Below are 24218 nucleotides of genomic sequence, written 5' to 3' on the forward strand. Positions count from 1 at the left end.
TTAAAGAATATTATAAGTTTTTAAATGATCAATCAAATTAGGAGTTTATAATTAGCATATTCTAAAACCTATTTTAATAATTATACTAATCGAATAGCCATGAAAACAGACATCGTTAACGATAAACAATAGAACACATAAAATATTGAATAAATATTAACCGATCACTTTCAATTTAGCAAATCTTAGTAATAGCTTTTTAATTCCACCGTTTTCAAAATTAATCTCGGCTTTTTTATCCTGACCTACTCCTTCTAATTGTAGAATTTTCCCTTTCCCAAAACGCATATGTTCTACAATAGTTCCAGGTACCAGATCTCCATCAAAAAGATTAGTTTTGGGAGCATTCGAATCACCATTAGACATAGGTCTTAGTTTACGCAGCTTACGTAATTGTTCCTCGGATGGTTTATGAGAGACTGGTGGCGATCCTGATATTGGTTTTTTAAGTCTTAATTTACTTTTATCAACGTCTCCAAAAATATCAGTATCTACCAATGGTTTATAACGATAAGTATCAATTGGAGTAATATATTCTAAATATTGAGGATCAATTTCTTCTATAAACCGACTAGGTTCGGCATCTACTAGCTTGCCCCATCGATAACGAGATTGTGTATAGGTTAGATAGGCTTGTTTCTCTGCTCTGGTTAATGCTACATAAAATAACCTTCGCTCCTCTTCTAGCTCTGATCTGGTATTCATACTCATTCCGGATGGAAACAAATCTTCCTCCATACCGACTATATAAACATAAGGAAACTCCAGCCCTTTTGCTAAATGTATCGTCATTAAAGCTACTCTATCATCATCACCAGTATCTTGATCCAAGTCAGTTGCCAATGCCACATCTTCTAGAAATTCTGCAAGTGATCCTGTCTCATCAGCCAACTCTTTTTGTTCTTCTACAAAGTCTCGAATACCATTCAATAACTCTTCTATGTTTTCAATACGAGCAATTCCTTCTGGTGTCCCATCTTTCTTAAGCTCTTGAAGCAACCCTGTATTTTTAGCTACCATTTCTGATAATACAAAAGCATCAGAGGTCTGATTGGTAACTTGAAAACTTTTGATCATATTCATGAAGTTTTCCAACCTGGTTTTTGTTCCGCTATTAATCTTTAGATTAATTCGATCCAGATTTTCAATAATTTCGAAAATAGATCGATCATAATGATTAGCAGCTACCACTAACTTATCTACGGTAGTACTACCAATTCCTCGAGCAGGATAATTAATAACCCGTTTTAGTGCTTCTTCATCTTTTGGGTTGATGATTAATCTAAGATATGCTAAGACATCCTTTATTTCTTTTCTTTGATAGAAAGACAGTCCTCCATAAATCCTATATTTTATATCTCTTTTCCGGAGGGCATCTTCCATTGCACGAGACTGTGCATTTGTTCTATACAGAATTGCAAACTGACCATTAGTCAACTGATGCTGCATTTGATTCTCAAAAATAGAACTCGCTACATACCGACCTTCATCACCATCTGTGAGCAATCGATTCACGAAAATTTTAGGACCAGGATCATTAGCTGTCCAAACTACTTTATCAAGCTTTGTTTTATTTTTATCTATAATAGAATTAGCAGCTTCTACAATGTTTTTAGTAGATCGATAGTTTTGTTCTAATCGATATTGTTGTACATTATCATAATCTCTCTGGAAATTAAGAATGTTATTAATATTCGCCCCACGAAAAGCATAAATACTTTGCGCATCATCCCCTACCACACAAATATTTTGAAATTTATCTGATAATGCTTTTACAATCAGATATTGTGAGTGATTTGTATCTTGGTACTCATCTACTAAAATATATCTAAAGCGATTTTGGTATTTAGCCAATACATCCGGAAAGCGATTCAACAACTCATTAGTTTTAAGTAATAAATCATCAAAATCCATTGCTCCGGCCTTAAAACAGCGATCTACATAATGCTGATAGATTTCACCCATACGTGGTCTTTTTGCCATTGCATCCGCTTCCACTAATTCAGCATTTTGAAAATATGCTTTTACAGTGATTAAGCTATTCTTATAAGAAGAAATACGCGATTGAACCTGCTTATACTTATAGATATCCTTATCCAATCCCATTTCTTTGATTACAGAAGAAATTAATCGTTGAGAATCTTGTGTATCATATATAGTAAAATTAGAAGGATATCCTAATTTATCAGATTCTATTCTTAGGATTTTAGCAAAAATAGAATGGAACGTTCCCATCCACAGATTTTTTGCTTCACTAGCACCTACAATATCAGCAATACGCTTTTTCATTTCTCGCGCTGCTTTATTGGTAAACGTTAATGATAAAATATTAAATGAATCAACTCCTTGATTCATCAGATAAGCAATCCTAAAAGTAAGTACCCTTGTTTTTCCAGAACCAGCACCTGCAATTACGATCATAGGACCATCTTTCTGCAATACAGGAGCTCGTTGCGCATCATTTAATCCAGCTAAATATTCTTCCAAGTTTTCAGTGTTTTATAAGCTTCGAAATTTAAGTAAACTATCCATTTTATTGAACTAATATTACTGATACTTATAAACAAATCATTAACGTTTTTATCAATCAGGTTTCAAGTAAAGAGTTCTCTTGCTTGATATTATTTCTTACGTTGTTAATATCTTTTTTTGAAAAAACATCGTTTAAATGCAGTTTTTTAAGACAAAAAGCATATATTTAAAAATCTTTATGATATTAAAGAAATTATTTTAACCCAAAAATTTAACCTAATTTTTTTCTTATGTCCCCAAATCTAAACGTTCAGCCTATCGAAAAAGAACAAATCAAATTTCTAACCTTCCCAAAAGAAGATGTCCTCAATAAAAGAAAAGATCAAATTGATCGAATTTTAGAATTACAAAGAGCATTATCTCTTGGTAACTTAGAAAGGCATAAAGTAAAAATTGTATTTGTTGATAATAAAGGACTAAAAAAAGTAGAAACTACTATCTGGGGAATTACAGATAAAGAAGTAATCCTTAAACAATCTACTATTATCCCATTAGAAAGAATTATAAGTATCTCATAAAAATTTAAGTGTTATTGCTCTGAAAGCTCTCAATATTTTCTTAATGATGTATTGAGAGTTTTTATTTGAAAGTCTTTAACACAATAAACCAATTTTTATGGTGTTAAGGAATGATTGACATATATTTAAATCAATGTTATTCAGAACAATAAACCTATTTAAGAACTGATTTTACCCAAAAAATCCAAAATGATCAAGATCTACTACAAAAATTTCGTTTTACTCCTCCTGTTTTTTATAAATACTATAGCTATACAAGCACAGGATACCAAGGCACAATTAATAGCCGAGAATTCAGATAATTTTATCAAGAACCTTACTATTAATAAGTCTAAAGAGTTATTTCTAAATCTATCTAAAAAGAACACTTCACTTTCATTACATGTTAAGGTAGAAAAAGTCGCAAACAATATAACCACCTTTATTGGTAATATAAACAATGAAAAACTATCCACTTTTACTTTATTCAAAATCAAAAATCAAGTAGAAGGAACTTTAGTACTTAGAAACGAAAAGACGGGTTATAAAATTTTCACAAATGATCTGGGAAAAGTATACATTAAAGAAGTTGACATTAACTCTTTAGTTTGTATTGATTTTGAAAAAACTGAAGAGGAAAATGACAAAAATATAACCGATACGTATTCTAAAATGGCTCCTCAATTAGAAAGTCTTCCCGGAGCACCAGGAATTATCTACTTAGATTTTGATGGAGAAGTTGTATCCGGCACGAGTTGGGTTGGCGGTGGTACCATTAATGCACAATCACCAAATTTTTCTGATCAAAAAATCATAGATGTTTGGAAAATAATGGCTGAAGATTTTAGAGCTTTTAACTTAAACGTAACTACACGAAGAGATTTGTATGATGCTGCTCCTCAGAATCGTAGAATGATGTGCATATTTACTCCTACCAAAGATGCAGCACCTACCGCAGGTGGTGTTGCTTATTTAGGTTCTTTTTCTTCTACCAGAACAGATAATCCTTGCTGGGTATACAACTTAGGTACAAGAGCAGCTGGAGAGACTGGATCTCACGAAGTAGGGCATACACTAAGACTAAGTCACGATGGTAGACCTGGTGAAATATATTATAGAGGTCATGGAGAATGGTCGCCAATTATGGGGTGGAGTGCCAGTAAACCTCTTGGACATTGGAGTAAAGGAGAATATGATAATGCTTCTGAGCAAGAAGATGATATAGAAATTATTGCCGGATCCCAAAATGGTGTTGGTTTTAGAGAAGATGATCATAAAGATGTTATTACAGATGCTACTCCAATATTAGTAGATACCGATGGAAATGTGAGTGCAGATCAAAACTTTGGTTTTATACATAATCGTGATGATAAAGACGTGTTTTCATTTGTAATTGAAACGGGTAATGTATCTTTTAATTTTAATCCTAGTCCAGATCATCCTAATCTTAATATACAAGCTAGAATCCTAAATGGGATTGGTGAAGAAATTGCTATTTCTGATCCTTCCGGACTCAATGCTGGTTTTGATTTAGATCTCAGTTTTGGAACTTACTTTATAGAAATTGATGGTGTTGGAGAAGGAAATCTAAGTAATGGATATTCTGATTACTCATCAATAGGTAATTATTATATTTCTGGTAAGTATATTCCCGGTGATAACAACCAACCTCCTATAGCAAATTTTGAAGCAGCTACTAATTGCGCTACGGTAAATTTTAATAGTACAACTATCAATAATGTAAATGCTTATTTATGGGATTTTGGAGACGGAATCACCTCGACAGAACAAAATCCAACACATACATATGCTAACAGTGGGACTTATAGTATTACCCTTACCACTTCTAATAGTGCTGGAGAAGATACCAGACAACGTGATGATTTTATTACCATCAATATTCCCCAACAGCCTGTCGGGACAGATCAAAATATTTGTATCGGAGAATCTACATCGTTAACTGTTACGGGAAACAGTGAATTTAGGTGGTATAACGCCCCCACAGGTGGAACTTTATTATACACAGGAGATACTTTTGAAGCACCAGCACTACAATCTAGTCAGACATATTATGTAGCAGGCTCTTTTGATAATTGTACAACAACCACAAGAACAGCAATCAATATTGTGGTAGAAGAAAATCCACAACCTCCTACAATAATAATTCCCGATACTAAAAATCTTACAACGGATGCCACATATGCAGCATATCAATGGTACTTTAATGAAACACCAATTACTGGCGCTAATGATTCTCAATATATACCAGATCAAATAGGAAATTATAGTGTCGAAGTTTTTAATGAAACAGGATGTAATGCCGTTTCTTCGGTATTTTCTGTTGATTTATCCCAACTTAATTTAAGTCAAGGAACCAGTATTTTTAAGTTCTACCCTAACCCAACTAGAGATATACTAAATATTGATGGACTTACTATAAACGAAAATGATATAAGAATAGTAAATACTTCTGGACAAGTAGTTGTTAATTCTGTTATAGAACCTGAGATAGACTTAACTAAATTATCTAGTGGACTTTATGTTATTCTAATAAACAATAAATCTGTTGGCAAATTTGTCAAACTATAAGTTCTTTTAAAACATTTCAAAAGCATATTTCTTTAGTAAGAAATATGCTTTTTTTATTTAGACTAAGATCTAAAGTATATTTTAACTTTCCTGTAATAGATTTTTGAATATCTTTAGAAACCAAAAAAATTAAGATTGAAACACACATTTTTAATTCTCCTCGCGATACTACCAGGAATACTTTTTTGTCAAAAAGAATCCAAACCAGGAACTGTTATTACTCAATTCGGTAAGACATATGAAGTAGAAAGTCCAGACTTTAAAACAAATACAGCGAGTGAATTAAAGGCTGTATTTGATGTTGGACGATCTTTTGGAGATAGTACTAAGATTAATCCACTTATAAACACTGCAGCCAGATATCTTAATATGCATGCGGATGCGGGAGTTTCATTAGAGAACCTAAAAGTGGCATTAGTTATTCATGGCAGTGCTGCTAATGATGTTTTGAACAACAAAAACTATAAAACAAAGTTCGGTCTGGACAACCCAAATAATCTTTTAATATCAGCGCTTACCGAAAAAGGAGTTCAGATTATTTTGTGCGGACAAACAGCTGCATATAGAAATATCTCTAAGTCTGATGTTCATCCTAATATCAAGTTTGCATTATCAGCTATGACTGCTTTAGTGCAATTACAAAACGAAAACTACAAACTCATTAATTTTTAACGTAACTCACCCTATGAAAAACAATATATTAATCGCTTTTCTTTTAGTATGTTCAATTTTACAAGCCCAAAAAATAGATCCGGATGTAAAGTCAATGTCAGAAAATATAGAAAGTAAGGTAATTGAATGGCGAAGAGATTTTCATCAAAATCCGGAACTCTCTAATCGTGAATTCGAAACTGCTAAGAAAATTGCAAAACATCTTAAAGATCTTGGTTTTGAAGTAACAGAAAATGTAGCTAAAACTGGAGTTGTAGGGATTCTAAAAGGTGGTAAAGAAGGAAAAGTAGTGGCTTTGAGAGCAGATATTGATGCACTTCCGGTTACTGAAAGAGCTGATGTCCCTTTTAAGTCTACCGTTAAAACTACTTTTCTTGGTTCAGAAGTTGGAGTTAGTCATGCCTGTGGACACGATACACATACCGCAATCCTGATGGGAGTTGCAGAAGTTTTAAGTAAGAATAAAGAAAAAATATCTGGTACAGTTAAGTTTATTTTTCAACCAGCAGAAGAAGGACCACCTCCTGGAGAAGAAGGTGGAGCAAAATTGATGATTAAAGAAGGGGTCCTTAAAAACCCTGATGTTGATGCAATTTTTGGGTTACATATCAATTCTGGAACTCCAGTAGGTATGATACGCTATAAACCAGGTGGCACTATGGCAGCTGTAGAGCGTTTTGTAATCGACGTAAAAGGAAAACAAACTCACGGATCCGCTCCTTGGACTGGTGTTGATCCTATTTTAATATCAGCAAAAATAATTGATGGTTTGCAAACTATTATTAGTCGAGAATCACCTTTGGTAGATGAAGCAGCAGTAATCACCGTTGGAAAAATCACCAGCGGAGTTCGATTCAATATCATTCCAGAAAGTGCGGAAATGATTGGAACAGTGAGAACTCTGGATCCAAAAATGCGCGAAATGATTATCCGCCGCATGAACGAAATGGTTCCTGCAATTGCCAAGGCATATGGTGGAGAAGCAACTATAAAATTTCAAAATAATACTTCTATTACCTATAACGACCCTACATTGGTAAAACAAATGTTACCAACTATTCAGGAAATCGCCGGAAAAGAAAATGTAGTTTTATCTAAAGCTACTACAGGTGGTGAAGATTTTTCGTATTTTCAGGAAGTAGTCCCGGGATTTTATTTCTTTTTAGGCGGAAAATCACCAAATACCGAAAAAGCTGCTTCACATCATACACCAGATTTTTATATTGATGAAAGTGGTTTAGTACTAGGTGTAAAAGTGATGTCTCAATTAGCTTTAGACTATTTAAACGCTCAATAATACAATTTATAATGGATACTGTCTTAAATTTCTTAGGTTCAATCTCTTGGTGGATTTGGATTTTAATCGCACTGGCTTTAGTGGCTATAAGAGATATATTCTTCAATAATAAACATACAATCAGTCATAATTTTCCTATTGTTGGACATCTACGATATCTTTTGGAGAGTATTGGGCCTGAAATGAGACAATATTTTGTTGCAAACAATAGAGAAGAACTTCCATTTAATAGAATTGAAAGAGGATGGGTATATGCTTCTTCTAAGAATGAAAATAACTATGAAGGATTCGGAACTGATAGAGACATCTATGCACACCAGCATATTTTTGTAAAAAACTGTATGATTCCTTTCCAAATGGATACCAATCATCCTAATAAGCTTGATAAAACTTTTTTACCATGTGCAAAAGTAATGGGCGAATATAATAAACGTAAAAGACCGTATCGTCCAGCATCTGCCATCAATATATCTGCCATGAGTTTTGGTTCTCTTTCTGCTCGTGCGGTAGATTCTTTGAATATCGGAGTAAAAAAAGCAGACGCTTATCATAATACAGGAGAAGGCGGATTATCACCATATCATAGTAATGGTGGTGATGTTATATTCCATTTTGGTACCGGATATTTTGGTGTACGTACTGAAGATGGTAATTTTTCTATGGAAAAAATGAAAGCATTAGTTGAAAAAAATCCATTTATCAGAGCGATCGAAATTAAACTCTCTCAAGGTGCAAAACCAGGAAAAGGTGGCGTACTACCAGGCGCTAAAATCACCAGTGAAATTGCAGAAATTAGAGGTGTAGAAATTGGAAAAGATGTATTATCTCCATCGTCGCATAAAGCCTTTACCGATGTTCCTGGGTTATTACAACTTATTGAAGATATTGCATCAGAAACCGGATTACCTGTTGGTATAAAAGCCGCTATTGGTAAAACGGAACAATGGGAATTATTAGCAGAATTGATGGTTAAATCTAATCGAGGTCCTGATTTTATAGCAATTGACGGTGGTGAAGGTGGTACAGGAGCTGCTCCACCAAGTTTTGCTGATCATGTATCATTACCTTGGATTTATGGATTTACTGCGATCTATAAAATATTCCAGAAACATAATCTTACGGATCGAGTTGTATTTATAGGTAGTGGAAAATTAGGATTTCCTGCAAAAGCTGCTATGGCATTTGCCATGGGAGTAGATTGTATTAATGTAGCTAGAGAAGCTATGATGAGTATCGGTTGTATCCAGGCTCAAATATGCCATACCAATAGATGCCCAAGTGGTATAGCTACCCAAAGTAAATGGCTACAAAAAGGAATAAACGTTCCTCTTAAATCTGATAGATTGGCTCAATATTTTAAATCTTTTAGAAAAGAGCTTATAGAAATCACTCATGCAGCCGGATATGAACATCCATGTCAGTTTACTATGAAAGATATAGACGTTAATGTCGACGATGGTGAACTAACTAAAACGCTGGAAGATTCATTTAAATATACTAAAACCCCGGTAACATATACTTGTGCGCAAGATCTAAAAGATTGTTCATATCTGGGAGGACACTATAAAAAAACTGATAAATAATAAATCAATATACATGAATCTAGAAATCATACCATTATTAATCTCATTAATACCATCGCTTTTTATCACCTTATTAGCTTTGTATTATTTTAAGACACATACTGATAATGAGGAAAAAAGACGAAGGTTCCTTTTGCATCAAGAAAATCAAAAACAATCACTACCATTAAGATTGCAAGCATATGAACGTATGGCATTGTTTCTAGAGCGAATTTCTCCGGGCAAATTACTGCTTAGGACTCCTCCTCTAGCAGATGATAAAAAAAGTTACGAAGCTTTACTTGTGAATACTATCGAACAAGAGTTTGATCATAATCTTACGCAACAGATTTATATCTCTGATGAATGTTGGAATATTGTAAAAGCTGCCAAAAATGGGACTATTGCATTGATTCGTAAAACAGTTCTAAAAGAAGACGTTGATTCTGCAGATAAAATGAGAGAAATGATTCTGACCACAATTGTAGAAAAAGGCTCACCAAGTGATACAGCCTTGGCTGCTATCAAAGGTGAAGTAGCAGACTTGTTTTAGTAGCTTCATAAGTTTATAATTGAAAAAGATAAGAAGTAAGTAATTAGCTTTTATGATTTATTCAATTGTTGTCTATTATAAGTGAAAAATGAAAAACTTTAAAACAATAAAAGAATACTCAGAAGTAACTAGAATACCTCCTGCTAGATATGAGCATTTTGTTGTAAGAAGTTTTCAAGAGAACATGCCTACTGTTGTTCATAAAATGCCACCTTTTAGACATGCATTTTATGCTATAGCATTAAAAATGAATGGAGATGGCAAAGCATTATCCAGTCATTATTCTGATTTCCCAGATGGTTCGGTTGTTTTTTTTAATTCTCCTTTTCAGATATTATCTTGGGATATTGCCCCAAATTGGGAAGGCTATTACGTTTTAATGACTAGAGACTTTATCGCTCAATCTCATATTTTCAAGAACTTCTTAGAAGTATTCCCTTTCTTAAAGATTGACAAAGCCATTCCCTTTCAGGTAAGCGAAGAGGAAACAAAAACTCTCCTAAACATTTATCAAAAGATCAATGAAGAATATCTTAGCGACAATCCTGACAAATTTGATTTCATTAGTACATATGTTCTTTTACTCTTAAACCACATTAAAAGATATTTTAATAAAGAAACCTCTGAAGAAAAAGCCAATCAGATTATTAAAACTGCTGATTTGAAATTATTAAGTCGTTATCAAGAATTAATAGAGTTTCATTTTAGAGAAAATAATGATTGGGATTATTCTAAAAATTTGCACTCACCAAGTTTTTACGCTGATATATTAAATATCCATCCTAACTATTTAAATTCTATTGTAAAGAATAATTTAGGTATTACCGCATTACAATATATCCATAAACATTTATTGCATTTGGCAAAATCTTACTTAACTCAGACTAAGTTAAGTGTAAAAGAAGTTGCTTACCTATTGCAGTTTGACTCTCCTAATAACTTTAACAATTTCTTCAAAAAACATACTCAATACACTCCTGGAAAATATCGCAAATCAATTCATATTTGAAATTCATACTTCTTGATTTGTTTTCATAAATAAGTGCGCTCTAGTTGTCTGCATCTTTGTATCAACAAAAAACAAATGATATGAAGAATTTAATAATCAGCTTAATAACTCTTTTTACAATCGTACTAAGTGCACAACAAACAAATTCACAAACATCTAAAAATTATATTATGAAAAAAGTAACATTTAAAAGTGGAGGTTTAGATCTCGTAGGTGACCTTTATTTACCAAAAAACTATCAGGATGGAAAAAAATATCCAGCAATACCAATATTAGGACCAATGACTTATGCCAAAGAACAAGCACCAACCGAATATGCCAAAAGGTTCGCCGAAAGAGGTTACATTGCATTAGCTTTTGACCCACGTTACCGTGGAGAAAGTGCTGGTCTACCAAGGGAGTTAGAAGACCCTATTGCCAAAGTAGAAGACGCTAAAGCTGCCGCTAAATTTTTAGCTTCACTTTCTATGGTAAATGATCAACAAATTGTTGGATTTGCCTTATGCCAAGGAAGTTCAGAAATGTTACGCGCTGTATCAGAGGATGACATATTCAAGGGATTAGTTACAGTAGCAGGACATTATCGTGACCGAGAAGGAGATATTCAATGGATGGGAACAGAAGAAGCACTAGAAGAAAGAATAGCATCTGGAAAAGTAGCACATAATACTTATAAACAAACTGGAGAAGTTATCAATGTTCCAGCAGTTGACCAAGTAAGAATGGACGTAGGAATGCCAGGGAAATTTGTATGGGATTGGTATCACATATGGTCTGATAGAGAAATTTGGGTGAACAATTATCCTAAAATGAGTGACGCATTACTATTTGAATACGAATCTTTAACTGCAGCACAAAAATTAGAAAAACCATATCTGATGATTCATAGTGATAATAGCTTTTTACCTGAAGCTGCTAAAAGACAGTTTAAAGCAGTACCTGCAACCAAGAAAAAATTAGAATGGGAAGGAGAAACTGGTCATCTTCAATACTACGATGACCCAGAAGTTTTAGACAGAACTGCTAATCAAGCAATTACATGGTACAATTCAATATTTGAATAAAAAAATCATATTCAATACTAATCACAAAAAGCAATAACGATTTGAGAGTATACTCGAGTCGTTTTTGCTATTATTAAGTATATTGTAATCAGAAAAGTAATTGCAATCTTAAACACTACTGTTCTTATAAGACTGCTTACTAACAATAACCTATTGGTTCTTATAGCTTTGCAAAGATAAAAAGCTTATACATAACACACTTATTTATTATCTTAGACTTATAGATCTGAATTTACGTACCATTTCGAGAAATAAAAACTGAAAAGTTATTACATATATGAAAAGTAACCAAATGAAAATTTTTGAAGACAGACTAAAAGGTGGACATCCGAATTCATTAGGAAATACCGTAGAAATTGTTGAGGAAGTTTTAGCTATAAATGAACTCTTCAGTGAATTATTTAATTGTTATTTTAGTAATGATGAGATTGTCCGATTGAGAGTTTCAAATGCAATGAAACGTATTTGCAAAGAGAAAAAATCAATACTCGTTCCATACATTGATCGATTTTTGACCGAAATCGCTAAAATTGATCAAGCATCAACACAATGGACGCTATCTCAGTTGTTCGGAATGTTAGAAAAAGATATGACCGACAAACAAATCGAGCAAGCTAAAAAAATAATGAAAAACAATCTAGAAAATCACAACGATTGGATTGTATTAAACCAAACAATGGACACTTTGACAAAATGGTCGAAAAAAGATACTGAGTTGGAAGAATGGATAGTGCCGCATTTAGAAAGATTAACATCAGACGAAAGAAAGTCTGTTTCTGGACGAGCAAGAAAGATGCTGGACAAGATTCGGAAATAAAAACAAATCTGAACACTATTAGATTTCTAATCGAAGATAGTTCTCTTTTACAGGTATACGATTTAAGTCTTTTTTATTTACGAATTTTATTAAAATGAAATGATGGATTTGTTTTAATAATCCAATACTCATTATAAATAGTTTATTGATCCTAAATTGTGATACCAATCACCTAAAAAACTAATTTCCTTTGTGAATATACTCTTACGTAGATATAATCACATTATACAGAAATTGAATCAAAAAGCACCGTTAACATCCCGTGAACATTGTTTTTTTATTTAAGAATCTTGTTTTTAACTATTTTATACCAGTATGAATAATGATGTAAAATCCAAAAGCTTTCATATAATTGATAATAAATAAAGGAATTTTGTGTTATTAATTTTAGATATAACTTTTTTAATTCAAGTTGTATCCTCCTAACATGCAATGAAACAATACCACGAATAGATGTGCTCCAGAACCGTCTATTTAAATTTCAGTCTTTGGATTGGAATTGGTGATATCTTACCTCCCGTTTCTATAGCAAGTGAGGCGTATTTATTATGGACAAATTAGTGTCCAATATTTTGTATGCTCTAATAATTCATATTATGCATTTAACTTTTTAAGTAAACACACACACAAACTCATGAAACCTTTACAAATTTCAACAAACAACCTACAAAAAAGTTTGATTATGAAGCCTTATTTTATTTTGACATTCGCTTTATTCATTTTTTATAACGGTATCTCGCAAAATCAAAAACCTTACAAATTAGGAAATGAAAAAACCTTTACTCAAACATTTTGGAATAAAAAGTCCGATATAATCAGACTTAATGTCTCAAAAGATATATTCTATGAAGGAAAAATTACTAAAAAAGAAGGTAATACAGATACGTACTCTATTATTGGAAGTGTCAATAATGATAATACTGCTACATTTCATATTACAAAACAAAATAACATCATTTCTGGTCATATCGTTTTATACAAAGAAAAAATAGCCTATAAATATTACTCTGATGATGTGAATGCTGTTCTCATTCAAAAAATCGATATTCATAAAGTCCTTTGTATAGATTTCGAAAAGATAACGTCAAAAGAAGTTAGTACAAGTAAGGCATCGACTAGAGCTCCTTTATTATCAAGTCTTCCTGGATCTTCATATACCGTATATTTAGATTTTGATGGAGAAGTAGTTACTGACACTTGGTGGGTTAATGGAGGAACGATTAATGCGCAACCAACGGGATATAGTGATGCTAAAATCACAGAGATATGGAGAATTATGGCAGAAGATTTCAGACCTTTTGATATTAATATAACCACCGATAGAGCTACTTTCGAAAATACTCCTATCAATCAAAGGATGATGTGTATTTTTACACCAACCACAGATGCAGCTCCTGGATCTGGAGGAGTTGCATATCTCAATTCTTTCTCCAATACCAATATAGATAATCCTTGTTGGGTATATAATAATGGAACCAGATCAGCTGGAGAAACAGGATCACATGAAGTTGGCCATACCCTAGGGCTATCGCACGATGGTGTACCCGGAAATCAATATTATGCTGGTCACGGAGATTGGAGTCCTATTATGGGATGGAGTGCTAGTAGACCGATTGGACAATGGAGTAAAGGAGAATATGATAATGCCATTACACAAGAAGATGATATGGCAATCATATCAGGTAATAGAAATGGTTTTGGATATAAAGAAGATGACCACTCAGATGATATAACACAAGCTACTCCTATACAAGTAAGCTCGGATGGAACAATTAACCCTTCATTACATCAAGCTTTAATTTCTACAAAAGAGGATAAAGATTTATTTTCTTTTATTACAGCCGGTGGCGAAGTGGATTTTAAGATTGATCCAGATCCATTTTATCCAAACCTAAATATTCAAGCCAGAATAATTAGTGGTACAGGAGAAGAACTTGCCATCGCTAACCCAACTAATAACCTTAGTGCTACTATTAATACTACATTAGCCGGAGGAACATATTTTATAGAAATCGATGGTGTTGGAGAAGGAAATGTTTCTAATGGGTATTCGGATTATTCCTCTGTTGGTTTTTACGAAATCTCAGGATCCTACACTCCTGGAAACAATAATCAGCCTCCTATTGCCAATTTCGAAGCATCTATAGATTGTGATCAAGTACGTTTTTTAAATACGTCTATCAATACAATTACTTCGGTTTCTTGGGATTTTGGAGATGGAACTACTTCTACAGATCTGAATCCTACACATACCTATACAGCAAACGGCACATATACGATCTCACTAACAGCTACTAATGCAATAGGAGAAGATACTAATATCAAAGAAGATTTAATTACGATTAATATTGCGACCTTACCAGAAAACATGAACCAATCTATATGTCCTGGAGATAGTACTACGATAACTGCATCGGGTAGTTCTGGTTATATCTGGTATGATTCTGTAGATAGTACTACAGCTATTGCTACAGGTGCCAACTTAGATGTTTCTAATCTTACTGAAGATCAAACATTTTATGTAGCAGGAACTATTGAACCTATTATATCTGCAGTAACAGGAATACAAGACATATTATCTAATTCTGGAGATATTCATCAAGGAGGGTTTAATCTAGTCTTTGATGTAGATCAGCCTATTATCCTTAAAAAAGCAAAAGTAGTAGCAGAAGGATCTGGGAACAGAACATTACAACTTATTGATGCTACTGGAACTGTACTAGAAACAAAAACTATAAATATTCCTGATGGAGAAAATATCATTGATATTAACATGAATATTCCTGCAGGAACAGATTTAGAGATCGGTTTTCTTGAAGAAGCTAATCTTTTCAGAAGTAATGATAATATTAACTATCCATATACAATAGAGAATGTGATTAATATAAAAAGAAGTTCGGCCACTACAGCACCAGAAGGATTTTATTATTATCTATACAATTGGGAAATTTCGACCTTAGGTGGGTGTCAGACTACAGAACGGGCTGTAATAGAAGTAAATATTTCAGATGCTCCGGCATCACCAACAATGAATCTAAATGCAGATACAAATGAAATTTCTACAGTAGAAAATTACACATCCTATCAATGGTATCTGGATAATCAAGCAATAGAAGGTGCTACCTCTTCTAGCTATTTGGCAGAAGAAACAGGAACTTATACCTTAGAAGTATTTAATGATGTTGGATGTAGTACGTTCTCAGAGAATATTGAAATTCAGTCGTTATCTATTATCGATATTGAATCACCAGAAAATCAAATCACCCTATACCCTAACCCAACGAGAGAAATATTAAATATCGATGGGATATCTAAATTAGAAGAAAAATATTCTCTAAAAATCGTAAATAGTTTAGGACAAATCATCATTAATCGATCCGATATTCCTGAGACCCTAGATACTAGTTCTCTTCCTTCAGGATTATATTTCTTACTTATTAATAATAAATTGGTGGATCGATTTATTAAAACAGTAAATTAAGCGTAATATATATTAGTCTTATTCTAATTCGGTCATACTAAGTTTCTGACTTACTTAGTATGGCCTACTTATGTTATAAACACAGCTAGAAAATTACCCAGCCATATCAATATCTTTCAACTTATTCTCTTCTGCAAGTTTTGCTTTTTCGGCAGCATACTCAAAACCTTGTTGCCACCAACTACGCATCAATTTTTTATTAAAAACCAGTGAGTTTTCTGTTAGCTTAGATGGCGTATAATACAAATTGAGCACTACATCTTTATTCTTAGCAGCCAATTTGCCTACTACCGTATCATGTCCCTCTACCTGATCAAACATAAAACTAAAAAGATTGACCATTAAAGAAAAAGGATTCTTTCCTAATATCTTATTATGTTCCATATTCTCGGATTCCAGAATGACCGCATCTACCTCTGTAGCTCCTCTTTTAATTGCTTCTCTAATAGGAACCATAGACCCAAAACCTCCATCCGCATATTCGCAACCATTTTTGGTTGCCAAACTCATAAAAGGAACATAATTACAGGAAATCCAGATCCAATCACAGAAATCTTCATAAGAAAAATCGTTAATTGATTTATACTCTGTAGTGTTTTTTGTTAAATTAGAAACTGTTACGACAATATCTTTAACCTTTTTCTTAGCGAGTTCGAATTCAATTTCAGAAAAATTTCTACGTATATTCTTTCGTAGGTTCTTACTTTCTCCAAAAGTTCTTTTACGTTTTAGAAATTGCATCACAGTATTAAAAAAGTTAATAGAAACAAATTCTCGATTTCCTTTTTTTCTAGTTCTAAAGGGATTGACACTAAAAATAGTATTCTGATTAACGTTTGTATAAATATCATATACTTTATCTATATTCCCTAAAGCTAACTGGGGTATCAACAAACTACCTGTAGATGTGCCTAAAAAAAGATCATACTCCCTTCCTTCTTCCTGCATTAAATATTGAGCTACACCTCCTGCATAAGCTCCTTTACTTCCTCCTCCTGATATTACTAATGCTCGCATTTATTATAGTCTATTAGATGTATTCTTCTTTTTGGCAAACTCATAACCTTTAGTCCACCATTGTGTCATTTTTTCTTTTTCAAAAATTAATGAATTTGTAGTTAGCACCGTAGGCGTATAATACAAATCCATGGCTACCTCTTTTTGTGAGGCTACAAATTTACCAATTCTAATATTCTGGTGTTCTATTTTATCCATCATAAAATCTACCATACTCGTGATTAGGGTAAATGGGTTCTTTGTTGGCATACGATTGAGATAATTAACTTCTGTTTCTAATACAATCACATCTATTTCTTTGGCTCCTCTTTTTATCGCCTCTTCGATAGGAACCATGGATCCCAGTCCTCCATCTACATAATCACAAAAGTTTTTACGAACTAAACTCATAAAAGGAGGATAATTACATGATATCCATACCCAATCACAGAAATCTTCATAAGTACATTCTTTAATAGACTTATACTCTACTTCATTCGTTGATAAATTAGTTACCGTTATTATTACATCTTTGGTTCCAGATTGTAAAATTTTAAAATCTTCTTTAGAAATAGCATTTTTAATAAGCTCTCTTAGGTTTCTACTATCTCCAAAGGATTTTCTACCTCTAACCAAGTTACTTAAGACATTAAAATGATTGATGCTAATACTATTATAGCCTCTCTTTTTTTTTATTATAAAGGGGCAGTTTCTGAATATTGAAGATTGATTAACTGAAGTATAAAAACTTTTTATTTCTTCTATCTTGGATAAAGCTAAATGAGATACTAAAAGACTTCCTGTAGAGGTTCCTATAAACATATCATAATGTCTACCTAAATCCTGAATTAAATATTGTGCAACTCCTCCTGCAAAAGCTCCTTTACTGCCTCCTCCGGAAATTACTAATGCACGCATATCTCTATTTATGGGGTTAATTTCTTTTCTAAAAGATCTTGCTGCCTCTTTGGCAAATTATTTTTTAAATCTACATATTTCTTTTGAATCTTAGGATCCTTCAATAAGTTATCTAGTACTTTTCTACAAAAGTTTCGAAATCTCCAATTATGATGTACCGCACCATCCACCAGATCTACGAGAGATTGATCAGAAAAAGCCTTAAGACTTTCTAGATATGTAAATGCATTCTCACGAGTACTAAAATGATGAACAGAAGAAGCATATCCTGATAATTCAGTATAAAACTGCTGATGTTTTTCCTTTTGATATTCTGGTGTACTAAGTGCTAAAACTAACCAAAGTATCCGTACATTCTTATCGTGAAACCCGATAATATCTTTAGTCTTTTCTAAATACTGACTTCTTTCTGTAGGAAAGTTAGCCCATAAATGATACAATGCAGGTTCTATGGTTGCATATGATTCATCTTCTAACAAGGACTCATATTGTTTTTGCAAGCTTTTCGGAATACTACTCATAGTATTAGCGATTGCTTGTCTTACAAATATATTATTTGTTTCAAAAGCTTTGGTAAATAAAGCGATAGCCTCTTGAGACGTTTCACCATCTAACTGATAGATAACTTCTTGTCCTATATATTCATTAATGGGAAAATCTAAAGCTGTTGCCAATGTCCCCCACTTTCCTGCTAAGGGTTGTGTTCGCTCGCTTGCCAGGCTTAAATATTTTTTGATAAATGAAGAAGTTGTTAATATATCCAATGCTTCCTGAGATGGAAACTCAATAGCTTCTAACCATATTTTCTGGTACTCAATTAAATTCTGACCACTTACTTCTTCTGCTATATTAATAAAATCAGAAGTGGTTACATTTCTAAATTTATGCTTTTCAAGATAATTAGTAATGGTAAGCCTAAAATTAGCCTCTCCTATTGTATTTCTTAATGCATGTAAGGCCCACGCACCTCGTTGATAAAACGTAAGAGAACTTGCTTTAGGATCTAGTAAAGAAGTGGCATTTGCAGCTTTTGCCTGTTCTGTAAGTTGCTCTGCACTTTCATATAATTTATACTGAAAATATTCTTCTCCAAAAATTTCTTTCTCTGCCAGTAACGCATAATAGGTAGCAAACCCTTCTTGGAGCCAATGATGTTTTCCTTCAGTTTCAGTAACTAAATCTCCAAACCATTGATGTGCCAGTTCGTGTGCATTTACATTGATATAATTACGGTCATTAAATCCTATGTTATCTACTACGAATGCATCAGAAAATATTGTCGCCCCTGTATTCTCCATGCCAGCATATAAAAAATCCTTTACCGGAATCTGTTTATAGTTCTGCCACGGAAATGCATATCCGATCTCTTTTTCGAGGAAATCAAACATTCGTTTACTATGCTTATAAGTAGCTTCAAACTTATCTTTATCTTTTGGATAGTAATACATTTCTAAAGGAATACCACTTTCTGAGTCTTCTACTACTTTTTCGTATTTTCCTATTGCCAATGCCAGCAAATAACTACTCATAGGTTGTTGCATATCATATTGCCATTGCTGGATAGAATCATTCACTGTTTGTTTGCTAACAAGTTTCCCATTTGTTATCACCTCATAATTTGCATCATAATTGATCGTCATATCAAACTCGACTTTCTCATTCATATCATCAAAACTCGGCAACCAATTAGAGGTATACTTTCCTTGTCCTTGTGTCCAGATCTGATCATTACCTTCGTAATCTTTAAGAAAATATAGTGCTTTTTTAGGAACTGCTATATATTGAATTTCGATACTATGTTCTGAATTTAATTGAAAATCAGAAGTAACTTGTATCTTTTTGTTATCATATTGCATTTCTGCTTTGACACCATCCAATAAGACATTCATAATCTGCATTTTCTGAGCATCAATAGATATGGATTGTGTCGGTTGTAGTACCTTAAAAACATAGGTCACCTTTCCTTCTACCTTTTTAAAACCAGCTTCCAGAAAAATATTCACTTCTCCGGTTAGAAAATCTACTGAAGGCTGTTCTTTTTTGTTATTCTCGAGTAAACTGGAATCCGCCTGCTGAGCAGATATAGCAAAAGAAGTAAAGCATATAATTAGATATAAAATAAATCGCATACAAATCAATAATCAAATGTTCTGCCAAAATAACGATTTTAGTCTGGTAATGTGACAACTTTAGCATTGAACATTTTTGTGATAAATAGTATCTTCGCTCTAATGAATCCGAATATCTTACAAACTCCTATCGATTATCTAAAAGGTGTTGGCCCTTCTCGTGCAGATTTGTTACGTACAGAATTAGGTATTCATACCTATCAGGATTTAGTCAACTTATTTCCGAATAGATACATTGATAAAACCAATTATTATAAAATTAATGAGCTACAGCGTACTTCTGCAGAAGTACAAATGGTTGGTAAGATTATCAATATCAAAATGGTCGAGCAAAAACGAGGAAAACGTTTAGTAGCCAAATTTATTGATGATACAGGGGAAATAGAATTGGTATGGTTTAGAGGTCATAAATGGATCAAAGAAAATCTAAAACTAAACACCCCTTATGTAATTTTTGGTAAGACTAAATACTATAATGGTTTTAGTATGCCACATCCAGAGATGGAACTACTTTCTGAACATGAAAAAAACCTGAAAGTACTCATGCAACCTGTATATCCTTCTACAGAAAAGCTGTCCAATAAGGGCATTACTAATCGGGTGATTAGTAAAATGATGCAACAATTATTTCTGGATACTAAAGCACGATTTTATGATACACTTTCGGAAGAAATACGATCAGAATTAAAACTGATTCATAAAAGTGAAGCAATTCTTAATATTCACTTTCCAAAAAATCAAGAATTACTTGCCAAGGCGCAATATCGATTAAAGTTTGAAGAACTTTTCTATATTCAATTACAACTTATTACCAAAAAACTAATTCGTAAACATAAAATCAAAGGATTTCCGTTTACTGAAGTCGGATCATATTTCACTAATTTCTATAACCATCATTTACCTTTTGAGTTAACCAATGCTCAGAAACGAGTTATCAAAGAGATCCGAAAAGATATAGGTAGTAGTGCGCAGATGAATCGATTACTACAAGGAGATGTAGGATCAGGAAAAACTATTGTAGCATTGATGACAATGTTAATAGCCATAGATAATGGTTTTCAGGCATGTTTAATGGCTCCTACCGCTATTTTGGCGAATCAGCATTACCAAGGGATTTTAGAATTAACTAAAGATTTAGATATTAATGTGAAGTTATTGATGGGTAGTTCTAAAACCAAAGAACGTCGGTTAATCCATCAAGAATTAGAAGAAGGTACATTACATATTCTGATTGGCACACACGCTGTGTTAGAAGATAAAGTAAAGTTTAAGAATCTAGGGTTAGCTATTATTGATGAGCAGCATCGATTTGGAGTAGCACAACGTTCTAAGCTTTGGCATAAGAATACATATCCACCGCACATTTTGGTAATGACTGCTACGCCCATCCCAAGAACATTAGCTATGAGTTTATATGGGGATCTTGATATTTCAGTGATTGATGAGTTGCCACCAGGAAGAAAATCTATTAAAACGGTACATCGATATGATAGTAATCGTTTAAAAGTTTTTAAATTCATAGCTGATGAAATCCAAAAAGGAAGGCAGATCTATATTGTATATCCACTTATACAAGAATCTGAAGCTTTGGATTATAAAGATTTGATGGATGGTTATGAAAGTATTGCTCGCTCCTTCCCTACTCCGGATTATCAGATATCCATAGTACATGGCAAAATGAAACCAGCAGATAAGGATTATGAAATGGATCGTTTTGTAAAAGGCGAAACTAATATTATGGTCGCCACTACGGTTATAGAAGTGGGTGTTAATGTACCTAATGCCAGCGTGATGATTATAGAGAGTGCAGAACGGTTTGGATTATCGCAATTACATCAGTTAAGAGGTCGTGTAGGTCGTGGCGCTGAACAAAGTTTTTGTATCCTAATGACCAGTCATAAACTATCATCAGATAGTAAAACCAGATTAGAAACCATGGTTAGCACTAACGATGGTTTCGAAATAGCAGAAGTAGATCTAAAATTACGTGGCCCAGGTGATATTATGGGAACCCAACAAAGTGGGGTTCTTAACCTAAAAATTGCAGATATTGTACGTGATAACGATACCCTAAAAACGGCGAGGTATTATGCTATGAAAATTCTAAAAGAAGATCCTTCTTTATCAATGGAAAAGAATAAGGTATTGCTATTTACGTATCAGCAACTTGCTAAACACAAAAATATCTGGAACTATATTAGTTAGGGCTGCCGGGCTCCCTTAGACAGAGGCTACTAGTTATATCTTTTTTAGTAAAGTGTCATTCGAAAACCTCAGTGTACTTTACTAAAAAAGGATGAAACCTGTCCTGAGCATGACGAAGGGCTTTTATTCCTAACGTATTTAGGGTTTATTCATATATAATTGCCATTGGATCAATACATATTTTTCTTTTTGATTTTCTTTTACAGTCAGAAAACCATATTCATAACAGAACAGGTATACTTGTCCTTTCTTGTTTTTCCAATAGTGAGTGAAATATTTGGGGTTAAATCCTTCTTTTATTAGTTTTTCTTTACGCACAGTTACTAAACCGGCTTTGTTATAGGCCTTTAGTATTTTACGGTTCTTTTTTAATTGATTATCTATTTTTTTAAAAAGGGTATCTTGTTTATCCTTATTTTGTTGATAATAAAAAGCCGATCTACAATAAGAAGAGCAATACTTTTTACCAATTCTTCCTTCGAACTTCTCATCACAATAGTTACAATTTCGTTTCATAAGACATCTTTCTAAGATAGTGTCATTATTCTTATAAATGTTACCTGCTCATCGAATTAAACGTTTAATAAACGTTTAATTCGATGGTTTTGATTGTAATTGGTTGAGTATTGATACATCTTTGGCACACATGAAACAAATTAGCAAACATATCACGCTGAAACATATTCTGATAGATCAACAAAAAATGATCGGTCTACAATTCTATCCAGATAAAGTGATTCAAGCTTTAGTGAAAGAATTGCCGAATCCTAAGTGGAGTAAACAATTTGGAATGGTTTATTTACCAAATAGCAAGAAGAATCTTGATTTGATTTTTGAAAAATTTAGAGGTATTGCCTGGATCAATTGTAATTTCTTTTTTAAGGAAAAAGTAATTAGGGAGAATGAAGTTGTCGATATTAATTGGTATAGAGGTAGAACAAAAACAAACTCTTTTAAGTATGTTCCAGAAGCATATCTGTTAAAACTTGAACTTAAGCGATACTCTGCTAACACCTGTAAAACCTATATTTCTCAATTCGAAAAATTCATAAACACCTATCCCGATAAAGAAATCATTCAATTATCCGAAGACGAAATACGAGAATATCTTCAATCATTAATTCGGGATAACAAATCCAATAGTTATATAAATCAAGCGATTAATAGTATTAAGTTCTACTATGAAGTAGTGATGGAGATGCCTAATCGATTTTATAGTATTGAACGACCAAGAAAACAACAAAAACTACCAAAAGTGTTATCTAGAGAAGAGATACTTACTATAATAAACCATACTAATAATATAAAACATCGATGCATTGTAAGTCTTTTGTACTCTGCTGGATTAAGAAGAAGTGAATTACTAAATCTAAAAATTGAAGATATTGATAGTAAGCGAATGTTAATTCGAATAGAAAACGCAAAAAGCAATAAAGATCGGTATACCTTATTGTCTGAAAACACATTAGCTGATTTAAGAATCTATTTTAAGGAGTGGAAGCCTAAACAGCTTTTATTTGAAGGTCCTAAAGGTAATAGATATTCAGAAAAGAGTGTTGGTGCTATCATTACAAAAGCTTCTAGAAAAGCAGGAATCATCAAAAGAGTTACACCTCATATGTTACGGCATTCATTCGCGACACATTTACTAGAAAATGGAACAGATTTGCGGTATATACAAGCATTACTTGGCCATAGTTCAAGTAAAACCACAGAATTATATACCCATGTGGCAACAAATAATTTTAGTAAGATAAAAAATCCATTAGATTTGTAAATAAATATATGGGAAATATAGGACATGTATCCCATATTCACATGTTATGTGCAACCCTAATGAAGAATGAATTTATATTTTGACAAAGCGGTAAACTATATAGCTATCGAGATAGGAAAA

17 protein-coding genes are annotated in these 24218 nt (G+C 33.0%); 12 read left to right on the forward strand and 5 right to left on the reverse strand.

Annotated features, from left to right (window positions below; genetic code table 11):
* Window positions 1-156: 156 nt before the first annotated feature.
* Entirely contained in the window at window positions 157-2487 is a 2331-nt protein-coding gene (locus Q0829_RS26940) for an ATP-dependent helicase (RefSeq protein WP_298549078.1), read from the reverse strand.
* Between the two features lie 275 nt (window positions 2488-2762).
* Between Q0829_RS26940 and Q0829_RS26945 the strand changes: the two genes are divergently transcribed.
* The 10 genes from Q0829_RS26945 (at window position 2763) to Q0829_RS26990 (ending at window position 16073) form a co-directional block, all read left to right on the forward strand.
* Entirely contained in the window at window positions 2763-3050 is a 288-nt protein-coding gene (locus Q0829_RS26945; protein ID WP_118456764.1) for a hypothetical protein, read from the forward strand.
* 189 nt (window positions 3051-3239) lie between these two features.
* Window positions 3240-5618 (forward strand): PKD domain-containing protein, encoded by a 2379-nt coding sequence (locus Q0829_RS26950; RefSeq protein ID WP_298549079.1) that lies wholly within the window; start codon window positions 3240-3242, stop codon window positions 5616-5618.
* A gap of 135 nt (window positions 5619-5753) precedes the next feature.
* Complete coding sequence (locus tag Q0829_RS26955) at window positions 5754-6290, forward strand: DsrE family protein (protein WP_298549080.1); 537 nt, start codon at window positions 5754-5756, stop codon at window positions 6288-6290.
* 13 nt (window positions 6291-6303) lie between these two features.
* Window positions 6304-7587, forward strand: a complete 1284-nt coding sequence (locus Q0829_RS26960) for an amidohydrolase (protein WP_298549081.1) — start codon at window positions 6304-6306, stop codon at window positions 7585-7587.
* 11 nt (window positions 7588-7598) lie between these two features.
* Window positions 7599-9170: an FMN-binding glutamate synthase family protein gene (locus Q0829_RS26965; RefSeq protein ID WP_298549082.1), complete on the forward strand. Its 1572-nt coding sequence runs from the start codon at window positions 7599-7601 to the stop codon at window positions 9168-9170.
* Window positions 9171-9183: 13 nt separating this feature from the next.
* Window positions 9184-9702 (forward strand): hypothetical protein, encoded by a 519-nt coding sequence (locus tag Q0829_RS26970; RefSeq protein WP_298549083.1) that lies wholly within the window; start codon window positions 9184-9186, stop codon window positions 9700-9702.
* Between the two features lie 88 nt (window positions 9703-9790).
* Window positions 9791-10711, forward strand: a complete 921-nt coding sequence (locus Q0829_RS26975) for a helix-turn-helix domain-containing protein (protein WP_298549084.1) — start codon at window positions 9791-9793, stop codon at window positions 10709-10711.
* Window positions 10712-10881: 170 nt separating this feature from the next.
* Complete coding sequence (locus tag Q0829_RS26980; protein WP_298549085.1) at window positions 10882-11775, forward strand: alpha/beta hydrolase; 894 nt, start codon at window positions 10882-10884, stop codon at window positions 11773-11775.
* Between the two features lie 292 nt (window positions 11776-12067).
* Window positions 12068-12592: a hypothetical protein gene (locus Q0829_RS26985; protein WP_298549086.1), complete on the forward strand. Its 525-nt coding sequence runs from the start codon at window positions 12068-12070 to the stop codon at window positions 12590-12592.
* Between the two features lie 682 nt (window positions 12593-13274).
* Window positions 13275-16073, forward strand: coding sequence for a PKD domain-containing protein (locus tag Q0829_RS26990; protein WP_298549087.1), 2799 nt, complete (start codon window positions 13275-13277; stop codon window positions 16071-16073).
* 93 nt (window positions 16074-16166) lie between these two features.
* On the opposite strand, the gene Q0829_RS26995 is transcribed toward Q0829_RS26990, so the two are convergent.
* From Q0829_RS26995 to Q0829_RS27005, 3 genes are read right to left on the reverse strand one after another with little or no spacing between them, the layout of a single operon-like run.
* Window positions 16167-17090, reverse strand: a complete 924-nt coding sequence (locus Q0829_RS26995; RefSeq protein WP_298549088.1) for a patatin-like phospholipase family protein — start codon at window positions 17088-17090, stop codon at window positions 16167-16169.
* Between the two features lie 3 nt (window positions 17091-17093).
* Complete coding sequence (locus tag Q0829_RS27000) at window positions 17094-17987, reverse strand: patatin-like phospholipase family protein (RefSeq protein WP_298549089.1); 894 nt, start codon at window positions 17985-17987, stop codon at window positions 17094-17096.
* Window positions 17988-17995: 8 nt separating this feature from the next.
* The gene (locus Q0829_RS27005) at window positions 17996-20116 is read right to left on the reverse strand and encodes a M1 family metallopeptidase (RefSeq protein WP_298549090.1); all 2121 of its coding nucleotides are present in this window, start codon (window positions 20114-20116) and stop codon (window positions 17996-17998) included.
* A 102-nt stretch (window positions 20117-20218) separates the two neighbouring features.
* Between Q0829_RS27005 and recG the strand changes: the two genes are divergently transcribed.
* Window positions 20219-22321: an ATP-dependent DNA helicase RecG gene (gene recG / locus Q0829_RS27010; RefSeq protein WP_298549091.1), complete on the forward strand. Its 2103-nt coding sequence runs from the start codon at window positions 20219-20221 to the stop codon at window positions 22319-22321.
* Window positions 22322-22459: 138 nt separating this feature from the next.
* Here the strand turns inward: recG and Q0829_RS27015 are convergent, their stop codons facing one another.
* Window positions 22460-22837, reverse strand: coding sequence for a hypothetical protein (locus Q0829_RS27015; protein ID WP_298549092.1), 378 nt, complete (start codon window positions 22835-22837; stop codon window positions 22460-22462).
* Between the two features lie 130 nt (window positions 22838-22967).
* On the opposite strand from Q0829_RS27015, the gene xerA reads away from it, so the two are divergent.
* Entirely contained in the window at window positions 22968-24098 is a 1131-nt protein-coding gene (gene xerA, locus Q0829_RS27020) for a site-specific tyrosine recombinase/integron integrase (protein WP_298549093.1), read from the forward strand.
* The last annotated feature ends 120 nt before the right edge of the window (window positions 24099-24218 follow it).

This window comes from uncultured Aquimarina sp., from assembly GCF_947492405.1.
Classification (GTDB): domain Bacteria; phylum Bacteroidota; class Bacteroidia; order Flavobacteriales; family Flavobacteriaceae; genus Aquimarina.